Origin of the sequence: Novosphingobium endophyticum (assembly GCF_014640675.1) — a bacterium.
Lineage (GTDB): Bacteria > Pseudomonadota > Alphaproteobacteria > Sphingomonadales > Sphingomonadaceae > Novosphingobium > Novosphingobium endophyticum.
In genome coordinates this window covers 22,718-39,865 of the sequence record NZ_BMHK01000010.1, presented here as the reverse complement: position 1 = coordinate 39,865, position 17,148 = coordinate 22,718, and the positions used below count along the sequence as shown (strand labels likewise).

The following is a 17,148-nucleotide window of genomic DNA, read 5'->3' as shown; positions in this document are numbered from 1 at the left end:
CAGCGAAGATGCGGTCTAATAATCGCGCGAGGTCAAGACGCAGCGCATGCCGGTTTCCTTGCCCTGATCGTCGAGCTGGCGCAGAAATCCGCTCGATACGCGGATGAACTTCAGGCCCTTCAGCTTGCCTCCTGTCATCACCACGCGGTCGCTGGTGTAGAGATAGCTGCCGCGTATTCCATCCGCCTTGTAGTTGGAGGCGTTGACGACCTCGAAGGCGTATTCCGGCAGCACTTTTCCAACCGGCCCTCCCGCTTCGCCCGGAAGCTCGCACGTATAGTTGCCGAGCATCAGCGTGCCGATCTGGCCACCCGGAACCGGGGGCGGCGGTGTTCCGTCCGTGGAACAGCCCGTGAGGACGACAGCCGCGCAGAGTGCGGCGGCGGGAAGATGAGCGCGCGTCATGGCAACCGGCTAGCATTGGCGCGAGGCAATTGCCACAAGCGACGAGCTTCGCTAAGGGCGCAACCTTCGCGGCCACGTCGGCCGGCCAGGTTCTTTCCCATCGAAGGCATCAACCCATGAAGATCAGCGGCGTCGACATCCGCCCCGGCAACATCCTCGAATACGAAAACGGCATCTGGAAAGTCGCCAAGACGCAGCACACCCAGCCGGGCAAGGGCGGCGCATTCATGCAGGTCGAGATGAAGAACCTGATCGATGGCCGCAAGACCAATGTTCGCTTCCGCAGCGCCGACACGGTCGAGAAGGTGCGCCTCGATACCAAGGACTTCCAGTTCCTCTATGCCGAGGGCGATAGCCTCGTGTTCATGGACATCGAGACCTACGAGCAGATCCAGCTTCCCGCCGACCTGCTCGGCGATGCCGCCGCTTTCCTGCAGGACGGCATGCAGGTGCTGCTCGAGCTCTGGGAAGAGCGCCCGATCTCGGTACAGCTTCCCGAGCAGGTCGAGGCCACCATCGTTGAGGCCGACGCCGTGGTGAAGGGCCAGACCGCCTCGTCCAGCTACAAGCCCGCCGTGCTCGACAACGGCGTGCGCGTGATGGTGCCGCCGCACATCGAGAGCGGAACCCGCATCGTCGTCGACGTTTACGAGAAGGCGTACGTCCGCAAGGCGGACTGATTCCTTCCAGCAAGTACAGGGTAATATCACGATGGCCGCTATTTCCGGTCTCATCCGCGTCATGGAAAAGGCCGCTCGCAAGGCCGGCGGCCGCCTGCGCCGCGATTTCGGCGAGATCGAGCACCTGCAGGTGAGCCGAAAGGGGCCGGCGGACTTCGTCTCCAAGGCCGACCAGGCCGCCGAGCGCACGATCTGGGACGAACTCAAGGTCGCGCGACCGGGCTGGGGTTTCCTGTTCGAGGAAGCCGGCGAGATCGAAGGCGATCCGGGCATGCCGCGCTTCATCGTCGACCCGCTCGACGGGACTACCAACTTTCTCCACGGCATGCCGCATTTCGCGATTTCGATCGCGGTGCAGGAGCCGCGTCTCGACGGGAAGGGCTGGGGCGAAGTGATCGCGGGTCTGGTCTATCAGCCGATCACCGACGAGAGCTTCTGGGCGGAAAAGTCGCGCGGCGCCTGGCTGCAAGACCGCCGCCTGCGCGTCTCCTCGCGCCGCCACCTCGACGAAAGCCTGATCGCAACGGGTATTCCTTTCGCGGGCAAGGGCGATGCGGGGCAATGGATGAAGATCTACGGCGGGCTTGCGCCGCAGGTCGCGGGAATCCGGCGCTTCGGTTCGGCCGCGCTTGATCTCGCGTGGGTCGCGGCGGGACGCTATGAGGGCTTCTGGGAAGCCGATCTCAGCCCTTGGGACACGGCGGCCGGCTGCCTCCTCGTGCGTGAGGCGGGCGGTTTCGTCTCCGACTGGAAAGGCCGCTCGCAGCCGATCTGCGACGTGGAAGTTCTCGCGGGCAACGATGCATTGCACACGCGCCTGCACAAGATATTGGTGACCGCGCTCAAGGACTGACTTGAGCAGATTGGACGGTGCGGTTAAGTCAGCCGCGCCGATCCCGTGCCCCTGTGGCGGAATGGTAGACGCGAACGACTCAAAATCGTTTGTCGCAAGACGTGCCCGTTCGAGTCGGGCCAGGGGCACCATTCTCCGTGAAAAGCGCTCGTCAGCGCAGGTTCGCGCGAACCCGATCAGGCCAAGTCGGCGGCGCGGACCGCTTCGATCGCCGCGTTGATGGCGATGATGCGCACGCTGACGCTGACGGCGCTGCCTCTTTTATGGCAAAATGACGCCTTCGGGCTGAGGCGGGGCCGCTTCCGGCGGAATCATGCCCTGCGGCATGGCCGAAGATGGCGGCACGCCGTTTGCTTCGAACTCCACCGGGCTGCCGGCGCGTATCTCGGCTTCACGGGGGCCGGCTTCGGTAAACTCCTCGGGAGCCTCGGCGCCGAAGAACTGCTGGGTCGGGGGCATTCCCTCCATGCGGGCAGGCTCGCTGCCGGAAGCGGGGCGGGATTCCTCAGGCGCCTTGCTGCGGGTGTCGGTCAGGCCCGGGATGACTTCGCTTTCGGTAGCGAAGCCAAAGCAGGCCGCGACGATAAGCGTCCCGACGGCAAAACTGCCGTAGATTGTGACCAGCGGCCTGGGCCGGTTGTCCGAACCATCCCTCATGGCCGACAATATCCCCGGTGCAGGTTAATTTTATGGTCGCAGGAACTGGTTGCGACAAACTTACCGCGACCGTGGTTGCGGCTGCCTCTACACCTTCTCGCAGCCGGCGAACCTGTAATCCAGTCCGACACCGCCGAAATCCGCGATCCGGTTTTTCGCGAATCTCGCGCATTCGCGCCGAAATTGGCTTTTCAGAGCCGCTGTCAGTTTTACCGACATTTTACGCCTTGGCCCTAAGCAGGCCCTCGAAGCCGGGAACGGCCTATTAAGGTGGCTGATGCGACGATGATTCGTCTGTTCAAACATTATATTCCCCATTCGGTCGTGCTTTTGTGGCTGGTGGATGTCCTGCTGCTGCTGGGCGCCAACGAGTTGTCGTGGCGTCTGCGGGCAGAGCAGATCGGCATCGAGCCGGGAGAGCTGGTCGACCGGCTCGGGGCGCACGGTGCCTTCGCGGCGACGATTGTGCTCTCGATGATCTCCGTCGGGGTCTACGGGCCTGACGCCCTGCGCTCGCTACGCTTTGCGGCCGCGCGCCTGCTCGTGGCGATCTCGCTGGGCGTGATTGCCTTGTCCTTCGTCGATTTCCTTATCGCCGGTCAGCATTTCTGGCGTTCGACGCTTGCCTACGCGATGGCCTTCGCGATCGTCCTGCTGATCCTCAATCGCATCTTCCTGAGCGGGTTTCTGGGCACCTCGGCCTTTCGCCGCCGCGTGCTCGTGCTCGGCGCCGGCCAGCGGGCACAGCGCCTGCGCGCGCTTGGCGACCGTCCGGAGAGCGGCTTCGTCATCGTCGGCTATATCGCCATGAGCGAGGCGCATCCGGTGGTCGAGGAGGCGATTGCCCGCAGCGCCATCCACAATGTGACCCGTTACGTGGAGAATCTCGGCGTCAGTGAAGTCGTGCTGGCGCTTGAGGAACGCCGCAATGCGCTGCCGCTCAAGGACCTGCTGCGCATCAAGACCGCCGGCGTCCATGTCAACGAGTTTTCCAGCTTCCTTGAGCGCGAGACCGGCCGGGTCGATCTCGACACGTTGAATCCAAGCTGGCTGATCTTTTCCGACGGCTTCTCTTCCGGCCGGATGCTTTCGAGCGCGGCCAAGCGGATGTTCGATATTGCCGCCAGCATTCTGTTGCTGGTGCTGACCGCGCCGGTCATCCTGCTCTTTGCGCTGATCGTGAAAGTCGACAGCAAGGGGCCGGCCTTCTACCGGCAGCCGCGCGTCGGCCTCTATGGGCAGAGTTTCGACGTCATCAAGCTGCGCTCCATGCGCACCGATGCAGAGGCTGCGGGCGCGCAGTGGGCGTCCAAGGACGATCCGCGCATCACGCGCGTAGGCAAGTTCATCCGCATGGTTCGCATCGACGAACTGCCGCAGGCCTGGACCGTTCTCAAGGGAGAGATGAGTTTCGTGGGGCCGCGCCCCGAACGCCCGCAATTCGTGGCCGAACTTGAAGACCAGCTTCCGTTCTATGCCGAGCGCCACATGGTCAAGCCCGGCATCACCGGATGGGCGCAGATCAATTACCCCTATGGCGCCTCGATCGAGGATTCGCGCAACAAGCTGGAATACGATCTCTACTACGCGAAGAACTATACGCCCTTCCTCGACCTGCTGATCATTCTCCAGACCCTGCGCGTGGTGCTCTGGCCGGAAGGCGCCCGGTGATGGGTACGAGCGGCGTCGAAAACTGGGCCTTGTTCAGTATCGGCCTGGACCTTACGGCCGCGATCGCCGTCGTCAGCCTGGCGATCTGGCTATGGCCGCGCAGGGACCGCTTCGGCAGCGCAGGCGGCGTGATCGTCGCGGCCCTGCTGCTGACGGCGGGATGGTCGCTTGCGGTGGCTGCATCCACTGCATCGAGACCGGACTTTACGCCTTCTCTGGCGGAGAGCATGCGCAATCTGGGATGGCTATTCGTCATCTATCGGCTCTTCGCCAGCGACGGCCGCCATGCCAGCCTGGCTCCGATCCGTCCGGTTATCCTGGCGCTTGCTTTCGTCGAACTGCTGCACCTGTCGGTTACTTTTGCTCTGTCCACAGCGGTGCTCGCCCCGGACGTGCCTCGCGCCGTCTTCGATTTCAACGTGATGTTTCGCCTCCTGGTGACGGTGGGAGGTCTCGTGCTCACGCACAATCTCTATGCCGGGGCCTCGCGTGAGACGCGACCGGGGCTGCGCTGGCCTACCTCGGGCCTCGCCTTTCTCTGGGCCTTCGATCTGAATCTCTACACGATCGCCTATCTGGCGGGCACCTGGCCGGTGGAGATAGCGGCTTTTCGCGGCCTGGCGACGCTGCTGCTGGCGGGTTCGTTCGCATTGGCGGCGTCGAAAAGTCGCGACGAACTGCGATTCCGACCGTCGCGGGCTGTCACCTTTCAGACGTTCTCGCTGCTGGTGATCGGCGTCTATCTGGTCGCCATGGTCGCGGTGGCGCAGTGGCTTTCCTATGCCGGGGGCGATTTCGCGCGGCTGATCGAACTTGCCTTCCTCACGCTGGCGAGCGCGGTTGCCCTGGTCGTGCTGCCCTCGCGCCGGGTTCGTGGATGGCTCAAGGTCACGCTGGCAAAGCATTTCTTCCAGCATCGCTACGACTACCGCGAGGAATGGCTGCGCTTCACCCGCACCATCGGCAGCGGCGGCATGGAGGCCAAGCCGCTGGGTGAACGCGCGGTGCAGTCCATCGCCGATGTCACCGACAGCCCCGCCGGATTGCTGTTGACGCCGGGGGATCAGGGAGAGCTGACGCTCGCCTCGCGCTGGAACTGGAGCGAGATCGAGGTTCCCGCGGAGGCCTTTCCCTTACGCTCGCTGGAAGTCTTCCAACGCACCGGATTCATTACCGATCTAGATGATATCCGCGCCGGAAGCGGGACTTCCGGGCCGGAGCTCGACGTTCCACAATGGCTGCTCGACGACGGGCGTGCCTGGGCGCTGGTGCCGCTTGTCCATTACGAGCGACTCGTCGGCATGGTGGTGCTGGCCCGGCCGCAGATCGCGCGCAAGTTCGACTGGGAGGACTTCGATCTTCTGCGCGTCGTCGGCCAGCAGGTCGCCAGCTATCTGGCCGAGCACGCCAGCCAAGAGGCGCTAGCCGAATCGAGCCGCTTCGAGGATTTTCACCGCCGCATGGCCTTCGTGATGCACGACATCAAGAACCTCGCCAGTCAGTTCAGCCTGCTCGCCCGCAATGCCGAGCTTCATGCCGACAAGAAGGAGTTCCGTGATGACATGCTTGTCACCCTGCGCAATTCCTCAGAGAAGCTGAACGCTCTGATCGCCCGGCTCTCGCGCTACGGCACCGGCGGCGTCGAACGGCTCGAAAAGGTCGGGACGGCCGAGGTGGTCGGCACCGTGATCGAGCGCTTCAGGGGCAATCCCCAGGTCGTGGTAGCCGAGATGCAGCAACTGGCGGTCACCGCCAATCGCCATTCGCTGGAACAGGTGCTCGTACACCTCGTCCAGAACGGGCTCGATGCCAGCCGTCCTGAGAACCCGGTATTCCTCTCGGTGGTCGCCGATGGCCTCAACGCCCGCTTCGAGGTGCTCGATTCGGGCTGCGGTATGTCTTCGGAATTCGTCCGCAACGGCCTGTTCAAACCTTTCGTTTCGACCAAGAGCGGCGGCTTTGGCATCGGCGCGTTCGAGGCCCGTGAACTGGTGCAGGCGATGCGCGGCCGGCTCGATGTCGAATCGCGCGAGGGGTTGGGCTCGCGATTCATTGTCCGCCTGCCGCTCGCGGCGGCGACGGACCTCTACGAGAATATCGCCAACAAGGATCAGAGAGTAGCCTGATGACCGACACCCGACCCAAGCTGCTCGTTGTCGAGGATGACGCGGGCCTTCAGGCCCAGCTCAAGTGGGCCTACGAGGATTTCGAGGTGCTGATCGCGGGCGACCGGCAATCGGCGCTGGCGACCTTGCGCGCGGAAATGCCCGACGTCGTCACGCTCGATCTTGGACTTCCGCCCGACCCCGACGGGGTGACCGAGGGCTTTGCGGTGCTCGACGAGATCATGGCGCTCAAGCCTGATACCAAGGTGATCGTTGCCAGCGGCCACAACGCGCAGGAATCCGCGCTGCAGGCAATCGCGCGCGGGGCCTATGACTTCTACCGCAAGCCGGTCGACATCGACGTGCTCGGCCTCATCGTGCGCCGCGCCCTCCAGCTTCACAAGCTCGAGGAGGAGAACCGCCGCCTCGCCGCGAAGGTCGAAAAGGACGAGAAAGTCCTTGGCCGCATGATTACCGCCGCGCCGGAAATGGTCCGCGTCGCACGGACCATCGAGCGTGTCGCCAACACCAACGTCTCGGTCATGCTGCTGGGAGCGAGCGGCACCGGCAAGGAGCTGCTGGCGCGCGGCCTCCACGATGCCAGCGACCGCGCCAAGGGGCAGTTTGTTGCCATCAACTGCGCCGCGATCCCGGAAAACCTGCTGGAAAGCGAGCTGTTCGGGCATGAGAAGGGTGCTTTCACCGGCGCGGTCAAGACCACGCAGGGCAAGATCGAGCAGGCCGGTGGAGGCACCTTGTTCCTTGATGAGGTGGGCGACATCCCGCTCCAGCTCCAGGTCAAGCTGCTGCGCTTCCTGCAGGAGCGGGTGATCGAGCGCGTCGGTTCGCGCGAATCGATTCCGGTCGACACCCGCATTGTCTGTGCCACGCATCAGGATCTTGAAGCGATGATTGCCGACGGCCGCTTTCGCGAGGACCTCTACTACCGCCTTGCCGAGATCGTCGTGAAGATCCCCAGCCTTGCCGAAAGACCGGGCGATGCGCCGCTGCTGGCAAAGGCCTTCCTCCACCGCTTCGCCAAGGAGATGAACCCGCGCGTGCGCGGCTTGGCCGCCGATGCCCTGGCCGCGATCGACGCATGGGGCTGGCCCGGCAATGTCCGCGAGCTGGAAAACCGCGTGAAGCGCGCGGTAATCATGGCCGACGAAAAGCTCGTTTCCGCAGCCGACCTCGACCTGATTCAGCCCGACGATGAGGTGATCAACGCGCTCAACCTCAAGACCGCGCGAGAGCAGGCCGATCGGAAGGTCATCCGCCATGCGCTCGCACGGAGCGAGGGCAATATTTCGAGTACCGCCAAGATGCTGGGTATCAGCCGGCCCACGCTCTATGACCTGCTCAAGCAGTACGATCTCCAAACCTGACCGACGGCCACCGCCGGAATGGCGCGTGCGGTGGAGGCTGGCACTCCTGCCGGTCTTTCTTGCCGCGCCACTCGCGCTCGCGCCGGTGCTGGGCGAGGGGAGCGGAACGCAGGCGCTAATCGATCAGGCCCGCGATGCCATCACGCGCGGGGACGGCATCGATGCGGAAATGAAGCTTCGCACGGCGCTCGATCGCGGGGCCGCTCGCGCCGACGTCGCGGCGTGGATGGGCGAGGCCTACCTCACCCAGAACGATCGCGACAAGGCGCGCTGGTGGTTGAAAGGCGGAAACTTCGCGCCGGGCAGCGCGGCAAACGGCTGGCGCGCGCTGGCCGCGCTGGAACGTCTCGACGGCAATCTGGAGGCGGCCGGAGACGCTTATGACAGGGCTCTCGCGATTATCCCGGACGATGCGACGCTCTGGGTGGAGATCGGCCGCCTGACCTATGCCAGGGGACGGCATCTCCGCGCGATCGAGGCGGCCGAACATGCCCTGAAACTCGATCCCGACAATGTCCGCGCGCTTGAGTTCCGGGGACAGCTCGTGCGGGATCGCTACGGCCTTGTGGCCGCGATTCCCTGGTTCGAAACAGCGCTGATGAAGAAGCCGGACGATGTGTCGGTACTGCTGGAATACGCGGCTACGCTCGGCGACATGGGACGGGCGAGCGAATGCCTGACGGTGACGCGCCGGGTGCTGGAACTTAGCCCGAAGCACCCCCGCGCCTTCTACCTGCAGGCCGTGCTCGCCGCGCGCGCGGGCAATTACCAGCTTGCGCGCGGCCTGCTCGATCGCACCGGAGCGCAACTGGATGGCCATGCGGGCGTCCTCCTGCTGCGCGGGATCGTCGAGCTTGCCGCCGGCAATCCTTCGGCCGCGTCGGAAGTGCTTGAGCAGGTGCTCCGGGTGCGGCCCGACAGCCGCCGCGCGCAGGATCTGCTGGCCCGCGCGATCTATCTCAGCGGCGAATACCGCTATGCCACGCTGCGTTTTCGTGATCGGATCACCCGCGACGACGCTTCGCCCTACCTGCTGACGGTCGTAGCCCGCGCCTACGAAGCGCTTGGAGACCGTCAGGCGGCAGGCGAACTGCTCGACCGCGCGGCGCGTCCACGGAGTGCGGCGCTTCGTGTGCTCCCGGACGGCAGCCGTATCGGCCGCATGCTGGCGCAAGGACAGGCCTCCGCCGCAGAAGCGGCCGCAGAAGCCGCGCGCCGCGACGATCCCGGATTCTACGACAACCTGTCGCTCGCCGGGGATGTCCAACTGGCGCTCGGGCGCGCGCAGGCAGCGCAAATCCGTTATGAGGAGGCGGCCGAGATCAGGATGCCGGAGAGCCTCTTCCGGCGGCGTTTCGCGGCCTATGTCATGGCAGGCGATAGAGTCGGTGCCGGGGAACTCGTCGAGGGATACTTGCGCCAGAATCCCACCAACCGCGCGGCGCTGCGCGCTGCGGCGCGGCTTGCCACAGGCAGCGCCGACACGCGGCGGGCTCGCGCCATCCTGTCGTGGTTGCGCGACAACGGCGAGGCGCGCGACGTTCAACTGCGATCGGATCTTGCGCTCATCGAGGCGGAGGAGGGCGACATTATCGCCGCGGAGTCGAACGCGCGGGCGGCCTACCGTCTTCAGCGGTCCAGTCCGGCGGCCACTCAGGCGCTCGGTTTCGCTTACGCCGCAACCGGAAGTAGCGCCGGTGCGGCGCAGGCGCTGCTCGACAAGGCACAGATACTGCTCGGCAACACGCCGCTCATTGCCGAAGCGCGCCAGATGCTCGAGCGCCGCCGCGAGAGCTGAGGCTACTTGGGCTGGTAGGTTTGTTCGGGGCCGGGGAACGTGCGCGCGCGCACTTCCTCGGCATATTTCGCGACCGTGTCCGAGATCATTCCGGCCAGATCCGCATAGCGCTTCACGAAGCGCGGCACGCGCTCGAACATGCCCAGCATGTCCTCGGTCACGAGTACCTGGCCGTCGCACCGGGCGGAGCCGCCGATGCCGATGGTCGGGATCTCCACGCTTTGCGTAAGGGCGATGGCGATTTCCTCGATCACGCCTTCGACGACCACGGCAAAGGCACCCGCCTCGGCGACGGCCGCACCGTCGGCAAGTATCTTTGCGTGCTCTTCCTGGCTGCGCCCGCGCGCGGCGTAGCCGCCCAGTGCGTTGACCGCCTGCGGGGTCAGCCCGACATGTGCCATGACCGGAATCCCGCGCCGCGAAAGAAACTCTATGGTTTCGGCCATCACCGCCCCGCCTTCCAGCTTCACGGCGGCGCAACCGGTTTCGGCCATGACGCGGCTGGCGGTGGCGAAGGCCTGCTCCGGCGATTGCTCGTATGAGCCGAAAGGCAGGTCGACGACGACTACTGAATGATAGCTGCCGCGCACCACGGCGGCGCCGTGCGCGATCATCATGTCCAGCGTGACCGGCAGCGTCGAGGGTAATCCGTAGATCACCTGACCGAGGCTGTCTCCTACCAGCAGAATGTCGCAGTGGGGGTCGAGAATCTGCGCCTGCCGCGCCGTGTAGGCGGTCAGCATGACAAGCGGTTCTTCGGTCTTGCCTTCGACTTTGCGGCGCTGGATGGCTGGCACGGTCAGCCGCTTCATCGGCGCGGGGGTGGGGTTGGCGCGACTGGTTGCGGTGTCGAGTTGAAAGGTCGTGGACATGAAGCGACTTGTAGCGGCCCGCGCGGGTTCTGGCAAAGCTGGGGAAGCGCGCGCGGTTGGCTCTTGCCAAGCCATTGCTGGCCGCTAGCGTCGCGCCATACAAAAATTCGGGGGTCCTGCATGTTTGGACGCGTCAAGCCGCTCGATGCCATACTGGCGACGGCTGAAAAGAAAGCCCTTCATCGTTCGCTCGGCGCGGTGCAACTGACGCTGCTGGGCGTCGGCGCCATCATCGGCACCGGTATTTTCGTGCTCACATCCGAAGCGGCGCAAAAAGCCGGGCCGGGCATGATGTGGGCCTTCGTTATCGCTGCCGTCGTCTGCGGCCTTGCCGCGCTTTGCTATTCCGAGATCGCCTCGATGGTGCCGGTCTCGGGATCGGCATATACCTATACTTACGCGGTCATGGGCGAACTGCTGGCCTGGATGGTCGGTTGGGCGCTGATTCTGGAATACGCGGTCGCGGCCAGCGCGGTTTCGGTGGGCTGGTCGGGCTATTTCGTCGGCCTGCTCCACAGTTGGGGGATAGAGCTGCCCCACGCTCTCGTCGTCGGGCCTTATGCCGGCGGTATCGTCAACCTGCCAGCGCTGCTCATCGCGTTGCTGGTGACGCTCCTGCTCATGATCGGCACCACCGAAAGCGCCCGCGTCAACGCCGTGCTGGTCGCCATCAAGGTGACCGCGCTCACCGTTTTCATCGCGCTGACCTGGCCCGTGCTGAAAGGCGAGAATTTCGAGCCCTTCCTGCCCAATGGGTGGTTTGGCGCCGGTCATGGGGCAGGGCTGGGTGCGGTGGGCGCAGCTGCATCGATCTTTTTTGCCTATGTGGGCTTCGACGCCGTTTCGACCGCGGCCGAGGAAACCAAGAACCCGCAGCGCAATGTCCCGATCGGCCTGATCGGCAGCCTTGCTATCTGCACCGTTTTCTACCTGCTGGTGGCAGCCGGCGCGATCGGCGCGATGGGCGCGCAGCCGGTGTCGGGGCCGAATGGCGAGATACTCGCCCCCGGCACGCCCGAACTCGCCGCGCAGTGCCGGGCCATCGCCGCCGCCGCGACCGAACCGCTGGTCTGCTCGCGAGAGGCACTCGCCCACGTCCTGCGCTCGATCGGTTGGGCGCGCATCGGAGACCTCATCGGCGTCGCCGCCTTCCTCGCGTTGCCCTCGGTCATCCTGATCATGCTGTTCGGCCAGACCCGCATCTTCTTCGTCATGGCGCGCGACGGTCTGCTGCCGGAGAAGCTGGCGACGATCCACCCGCGCTGGAAGACGCCGCACATCGTGACGATGATCACGGGCGTGGCGGTGGCATTCTTCGCCGCCTTCCTGCCGGTGGGTCAGCTTGCCGACATTTCCAACTCGGGTACGCTCTTCGCCTTCTTCATGGTGGCGATCGCGGTGCTGATCCTGCGCAGGACGCAGCCCGACCGGCACCGGCCGTTTCGTACGCCGCTGGTATGGCTGGTCGCGCCGCTGGCGATCCTCGGCACGCTGGGGCTCTACCTCAACCTGCCGTTCGATGCGAAGATGGTGCTTCCCATCTGGGGCGGCATCGGCCTCGTCGTCTACTTCCTCTATGGCTATCGCACGAGCCACGTCGGCCTTGGCAGGATCGAGGTTCACGAGGACGACCCGGACGCTCCGCCGCAGCCGGTTCCGCCGGTGTGACGACGAGAGCAGCGAGGTGAAGGGAAGGGGGGCTTCGGGCTCCCCTTTTCTTACCTGTTATGGGCTGACTATCCCCAGCTTCTGCCCGTCTTGTCCCCCGACTTACCCACAGCCTGTGGGCACTGGGAGCAACCGGGCAGGTATGCCCGCGACACGTCGCGGCGCGTCATCCCGCAGGCCGTGCGTCGGTCCGGCGGGCTTCCCGGTTGCTGGCGCGATGGTTATCTCGCGCGATCCGGCTTGTTTGGTGCCGGACCTTTCTTGCGCGTGCCTCTGGGGGCGCCCCTGTCCTTGCCCGGACCATGGCCGTGCTTGAACGGTTTGCCTGCTGACGTTGGCGCGGCGCCACTGCGGTGGCGAGGCCGGGCGGCCTGAGATGGGGGCGGTCCATTGGCCTGCTCGATTTCGACGGCATCTTCGCCATCGGCAGTCCGGCGGATGGCGTCGAGGAAACGGGCGGCGATCGCACCGGGAACCTCGAACAGGGTTTCGCGGGCAGTGATGCGGATCGCGCCGATATCACTGCGGCCCACATGCCCCCTGCGGCACAGCAGAGGCAGTATCCAACGCGGATCGGCATTCTGGTTGCGGCCGACATTCAGCTTGAACCAGACACTGTCTTCAAAGCCAGGACGCGGACCGCGCGGTTCATGCGGTGCTTCGTTGCCCAGCAGTTCTTCGGGCTGCGGCAGGCGGGCGCGGTGGACATGAACCAGTGCGGCGGCAATGTCGCGCGGGCTGCGTTCGGCCAGCAGGCGTTCGGCCAGCGCGTGATCATCTTCGTTGAACTCTATCGGAGCAAGCAACGCGGTCAGCAGCCGTTCGCTGTCGGCCTTGCGGATGTCGGCGGCGGTGGGCGCGGCGATCCATTCGGCCGGGATGCGGGCGCCGCGCAGCATGGATTCGACCCGCTTGCGGCGGGGGTAGGGGACGATCAGCACCGCCGTGCCCTTCTTGCCGGCGCGGCCGGTGCGGCCCGAGCGATGCTGCAGCGTCTCGGCGTCGCGCGGAATCTCGACGTGCACGACCAGGCTGAGCGTAGGAAGGTCGATGCCTCGCGCAGCCACATCCGTCGCCACGCAGACGCGCGCGCGCCGGTCGCGCAGGGCCTGAAGCGCCTGGTTGCGCTCGTTCTGGCTGTGCTCGCCGGAAAGCGCCACCGCCGCGAACCCGCGCTCCAGCAGGCTGGCGTGCAGGCGGCGGACATTGTCGCGTGTGGCGCAGAACAGCATGGCGGTCTCCGCCTCGTGCAGGCGAAGCAGATTGACGACGGCGTTCTCCGTGTCGGCCGGGGCGACGGCCATCGCCTGATAGCTGATGTCGCCATGGCCCCGGTTTTCGCCGACAGTGGAAATGCGCAGCGCGTCGTGCTGATAGCGGCGGGCGAGCGCCGCGATCGGCGCGGGCATAGTGGCGGAGAACAGCAGGGTGCGCCGCTTGGACGGCGTGGCGTCGAGTATTTCCTCAAGGTCCTCGCGAAAGCCCATGTCGAGCATCTCGTCCGCTTCGTCGAGGACGACGGTGCAAAGCGCCGAGAGATCGAGCGCACCGCGTTCGAGATGGTCGCGCAGGCGCCCCGGTGTGCCCACCACGATCTGCGCCCCACGGCTCAGCGCGCGCCGCTCCTTGGACGCGTCCATGCCGCCCACGCAGGTGGCCAGGCGGGCGCCGGACCTGTCGAAAAGCCAGGCAAGTTCGCGGCTGACCTGCAGGGCAAGCTCGCGCGTGGGCGCGACGATGAGCGCCAGCGGCGCCGTTGCGGAAGGCATGTATCCGTCCGCGCCCAGAAGATCGACGGCCATGGCAAGGCCGAATGCCACGGTCTTGCCGGACCCGGTCTGGGCGGAAACGATCAGGTCGCGGCCGTGCGCTTCCTGTTCAAGGACCGCGGCCTGCACGGGCGTGGGAGCGGCATAGCCGCGTTCTGACAAGGCCTCGCCGAGCAGCGGGGGAAGATTGGAAAAGGGCATGTTTCTCGCAAATCAAAGGTCTCGCCATCCACGGCGGCGCATACGAAAGTGACCGGCTGTCGTGCTCATTGCCGGTGCAGTTTCGAATGTCCCGCTCTTGACGAGGCTATCCGGGCACGACCATCGCGCCGGGGCTTCTGACTTCCCCCATACAGACCGGACAGGCATTTGGCTCGCGTAAATTGCACAATCGACGCGAGCGCGGCCGTGACCGCATCAACTGAATTTGAGTGTATCTCGGTAAAGGTGCCAAGCGCTTGAAAAAGCTGGTGACCCCTACGGGACTCGAACCCGTGTTTCAGCCGTGAGAGGGCCGCGTCCTAGACCGCTAGACGAAGGGGCCGATAAGGCCATTTGCAAGCCTGCCTGGCGCGGCACCGGATGGTGACCCCTACGGGACTCGAACCCGTGTTTCAGCCGTGAAAGGGCCGCGTCCTAGACCGCTAGACGAAGGGGCCATTCCGTGCTGCGCCGGAGGCAGGACCGGCCCTCTAGCGGCGGGTCGCGGGAGGGTCAACCCCCGTTCTTGCGGATAATGCGAACTCTTTCTCGGGCGCGGCCGTCAGTCGGCAAAGGCGGCATCGTCAAGGTGGAGTTCGGCTTGCGGCCGGCTGCCCCAGTCGTCGATCTTCGCGCGCCCGGCCAGCCACAGACGGCGGCCCTGCGAGGCGTGGAGCAGAGCCTGGCCCATCTCCGTTTCCGCATTGCGGAATGCCATGGCCTTGAAGCGTCCGCCGTCATTCCCGCTGACGATCAGCCGCACGTGATCGGCGCCGACGATATCGGCCTTGACCACGCGAACTGGCCCCACCGCCACGCGCGGTCCCGGCCAACCCATGCCGTAAGGCCCGGCGCTTTCAAGCGTTTCCACGAGGGTCGGCGTGAGGCCGCCGGGGGCAAGCGCCAGGTCGAGCAGGACGGCCTGGTTGGTGCTGGCACGCGAAACGTCGTGGGCGAGGCGTGCATCGAGCCATTCGGACAGCGCCTCGAGCTTGCCGGGCGCGATCGTCAGGCCCGCTGCCATGGCGTGCCCTCCGCCAGCCACCAGCAACCCCGCCTCGCGCGCGGCGATGATCGCGGCGCCGAGGTCGACGCCGGAGATGGAGCGGCCCGAACCCTTGCCGTTTCCGGCCTCGTCGGCATCGAGCGCGATCACCAGTGCGGGCTTGCCTGTCTTCTCCTTGATGCGCCCCGCGACGATGCCGATGACGCCGGGATGCCAGCCCAGTCCGGCAAGGACGAGCACGGCGCGGTTGTGCTGCTGATCGACCTGCGCCTCTGCCGCCTCCTGCACTGCCTGCTCGATGCCACGGCGTTCGTCGTTTAGGCGCGAGAGCTGCGCGGCGATCTCGCGTGCTTCGTCGGGATCGGTGGTGGTCAGCAAGCGCACGCCGAGCGTCGATTCGCCGACACGCCCGCCCGCGTTGATGCGCGGCCCTAGCGCGAAGCCGAGATCGCTACAGGTGGGAGGGCGATTGAGGCGGCTCGCGTCGATCAGCGCGGCCATGCCGATATTGTCGCGCCGCGCCATGACCTTGAGGCCTTGTGCCACCAGCGCGCGGTTGAGGCCGTGCAACGCCGCAACGTCGGCCACGGTGCCCAGCGCGACGAGATCGAGCAGGGAGAAGAGGTCAGGTTCGGGTCGGCTCCCGAAATAGCCGCGCCGGCGCAGGGTCCGCACGGTGGCGACCGCCAGAAGGAATGCGACCCCCACGGCGGCAAGATGCCCGTGACTAGCGGCGATTCCGCCTTCGTCCAGCCGGTTGGGATTGACGAGCGCGGCGGCGCGCGGGAGATCGGGCGCGCACTTGTGATGATCGACGACAATAACATCGACGCCCGCGTTGTGCGCCATCTCCAGCGCCTCGTGCGCCATGGCGCCGCAATCGACGGTCACGATCAGGCTCGACCCTTCGCCGGCAATGCGCACCAGGGCCTCGCCCGAGGGGCCGTAGCCTTCCAGCAGACGATCGGGGATATAGTAGCGCGCATCGTGACCGAGGCGGCGCAGGAGCAGGATCAGCAGCGCCGCGCTGGTCGCGCCGTCGACGTCGTAATCGCCATAGATCGTGACCATCTCGCCCGTCATTACCGCCTGGGCGAGGCGGTCGGCAGCCGCGTCCATGTCGCGAAACTCCGACGGGTCGGGCAGAAAGGCGCGCAGCGAAGGCGCGCGGTGGCGGTCGAGGTCCTCGCGGGCGACGCCGCGCGAGAGCAGGAGCTGGGTGACGATATCGTCCTGAAGCCCGCCAGCCTGGTCGGAGAGGTCCATGTTTCCGCCGCGCCAACGCCAGGCCTTGCCGGTGAGCGAACGGTCGACGCCGAAAATCGAAGCAGGTCGCGAAGCCATCATGATCGAGTATACGAGCCGGACGGGCGCGAAAAGGCTTGAGCGCGCGCAGTGAAAGGCTTTCAACAGACCTGTTCGCAATTTCGGGAGATCGTGCAGCCGATGCCTTTACTATGCGCAATAGCCGTTCGCGACCGCCATGACTGAACCCGTGCTCGCGGTAATCTGGCATAGCCGAACCGGCGCCTCGCGGGCCATGGCCGAGGCAGTGGTGCAAGGCGCGGGCGATCAGGCGCGGCTGATCGCTGCTGCCGGTACCATGCCCGAACACCTGCTTTCGGCGCGCGGTTATGTCTTTGTTTGCCCGGAAAACCTTGCGAGCATGACCGGGATGATGAAGGAAATGTTCGACCGCTGCTACTATCCGGTTCTTGGCCGCATAGAGGGCAGGGCCTACGCCACAGCGATTGCGGCGGGTTCCGATGGAGCTGGCGCGCAGGCCCAGATCGACCGAATCGTCACCGGCTGGCGCTTGAAGCGCGTTGCCGAACCGATCATCGTCAACCTTGCCGCGCAGACGCCCGAAGCGATCCTTGCCCCCAAGACGGTGCCGGCCAAGTGGCTGGACGAATGCCGGAATTTGGGTGCTGCAATGGTTGAGGGGCTGGAGCTTGGAATATTCTGAACTGCCCGCTGTGCTTCTTCCAATTTCTTAACAGACTCGACGTTCGCAAGTATTTCGTGCCTAGTATCCGGCGTGGAGAACCGGGCTTTGAATAATCGCGAATTGCTGT

At 65.5% G+C, this 17,148-nt stretch carries 13 protein-coding genes and 3 tRNA genes; 9 read left to right on the top strand and 7 right to left on the bottom strand.

The window, feature by feature from the left end:
* Positions 1-15: 15 nt before the first annotated feature.
* Entirely contained in the window at positions 16-405 is a 390-nt protein-coding gene (locus IEX32_RS09195) for a hypothetical protein (RefSeq protein ID WP_188770721.1), read from the bottom strand.
* A 116-nt stretch (positions 406-521) separates the two neighbouring features.
* On the opposite strand from IEX32_RS09195, the gene efp reads away from it, so the two are divergent.
* From efp to IEX32_RS09180, 3 genes are all read left to right on the top strand, one after another.
* Positions 522-1,085 (top strand): elongation factor P, encoded by a 564-nt coding sequence (gene efp, locus IEX32_RS09190; RefSeq protein ID WP_188770719.1) that lies wholly within the window; start codon positions 522-524, stop codon positions 1,083-1,085.
* A 31-nt stretch (positions 1,086-1,116) separates the two neighbouring features.
* The gene (locus tag IEX32_RS09185) at positions 1,117-1,938 is read left to right on the top strand and encodes an inositol monophosphatase family protein (RefSeq protein WP_188770717.1); all 822 of its coding nucleotides are present in this window, start codon (positions 1,117-1,119) and stop codon (positions 1,936-1,938) included.
* Between the two features lie 47 nt (positions 1,939-1,985).
* Positions 1,986-2,069 (top strand) — tRNA-Leu (locus IEX32_RS09180).
* A 130-nt stretch (positions 2,070-2,199) separates the two neighbouring features.
* On the opposite strand, the gene IEX32_RS09175 is transcribed toward IEX32_RS09180, so the two are convergent.
* The gene (locus IEX32_RS09175) at positions 2,200-2,595 is read right to left on the bottom strand and encodes a hypothetical protein (protein ID WP_188770716.1); all 396 of its coding nucleotides are present in this window, start codon (positions 2,593-2,595) and stop codon (positions 2,200-2,202) included.
* 285 nt (positions 2,596-2,880) lie between these two features.
* Here IEX32_RS09175 and IEX32_RS09170 point away from each other — a divergent pair, with 285 nt between their 5' ends.
* From IEX32_RS09170 to IEX32_RS09155, 4 genes are read left to right on the top strand one after another with little or no spacing between them, the layout of a single operon-like run.
* Complete coding sequence (locus tag IEX32_RS09170; protein ID WP_188770892.1) at positions 2,881-4,266, top strand: TIGR03013 family XrtA/PEP-CTERM system glycosyltransferase; 1,386 nt, start codon at positions 2,881-2,883, stop codon at positions 4,264-4,266.
* Positions 4,266-6,392, top strand: coding sequence for an XrtA/PEP-CTERM system histidine kinase PrsK (gene prsK / locus IEX32_RS09165; RefSeq protein WP_188770714.1), 2,127 nt, complete (start codon positions 4,266-4,268; stop codon positions 6,390-6,392). Before IEX32_RS09170 ends, prsK begins: the two co-directional genes overlap by 1 nt.
* Complete coding sequence (prsR, locus tag IEX32_RS09160; RefSeq protein WP_188770712.1) at positions 6,392-7,756, top strand: PEP-CTERM-box response regulator transcription factor; 1,365 nt, start codon at positions 6,392-6,394, stop codon at positions 7,754-7,756. Before prsK ends, prsR begins: the two co-directional genes overlap by 1 nt.
* 25 nt (positions 7,757-7,781) lie before the next feature.
* The gene (locus tag IEX32_RS09155) at positions 7,782-9,554 is read left to right on the top strand and encodes a tetratricopeptide repeat protein (RefSeq protein ID WP_229736272.1); all 1,773 of its coding nucleotides are present in this window, start codon (positions 7,782-7,784) and stop codon (positions 9,552-9,554) included.
* 2 nt (positions 9,555-9,556) lie between these two features.
* Here the strand turns inward: IEX32_RS09155 and panB are convergent, their stop codons facing one another.
* Positions 9,557-10,426: a 3-methyl-2-oxobutanoate hydroxymethyltransferase gene (gene panB / locus IEX32_RS09150; RefSeq protein WP_188770708.1), complete on the bottom strand. Its 870-nt coding sequence runs from the start codon at positions 10,424-10,426 to the stop codon at positions 9,557-9,559.
* A gap of 120 nt (positions 10,427-10,546) precedes the next feature.
* Between panB and IEX32_RS09145 the strand changes: the two genes are divergently transcribed.
* Positions 10,547-12,094 carry an amino acid permease gene (locus tag IEX32_RS09145; RefSeq protein ID WP_188770706.1) on the top strand — a complete coding sequence of 516 codons (1,548 nt, stop codon included), beginning with the start codon at positions 10,547-10,549 and terminating at the stop codon, positions 12,092-12,094.
* Between the two features lie 221 nt (positions 12,095-12,315).
* On the opposite strand, the gene IEX32_RS09140 is transcribed toward IEX32_RS09145, so the two are convergent.
* The 4 genes from IEX32_RS09140 to recJ form a co-directional block, all read right to left on the bottom strand.
* Complete coding sequence (locus IEX32_RS09140; RefSeq protein WP_188770704.1) at positions 12,316-14,064, bottom strand: DEAD/DEAH box helicase; 1,749 nt, start codon at positions 14,062-14,064, stop codon at positions 12,316-12,318.
* A 267-nt stretch (positions 14,065-14,331) separates the two neighbouring features.
* Positions 14,332-14,407, bottom strand: a tRNA-Glu gene (locus tag IEX32_RS09135).
* A gap of 39 nt (positions 14,408-14,446) precedes the next feature.
* Positions 14,447-14,522, bottom strand: a tRNA-Glu gene (locus IEX32_RS09130).
* Positions 14,523-14,626: 104 nt separating this feature from the next.
* On the bottom strand, positions 14,627-16,414 hold the full coding sequence (gene recJ / locus IEX32_RS09125; protein WP_188770890.1) for a single-stranded-DNA-specific exonuclease RecJ: 1,788 nt from the start codon (positions 16,412-16,414) through the stop codon (positions 14,627-14,629).
* A 139-nt stretch (positions 16,415-16,553) separates the two neighbouring features.
* Between recJ and IEX32_RS09120 the strand changes: the two genes are divergently transcribed.
* The gene (locus IEX32_RS09120; protein WP_188770702.1) at positions 16,554-17,039 is read left to right on the top strand and encodes a flavodoxin family protein; all 486 of its coding nucleotides are present in this window, start codon (positions 16,554-16,556) and stop codon (positions 17,037-17,039) included.
* Positions 17,040-17,148: the final 109 nt, after the last annotated feature.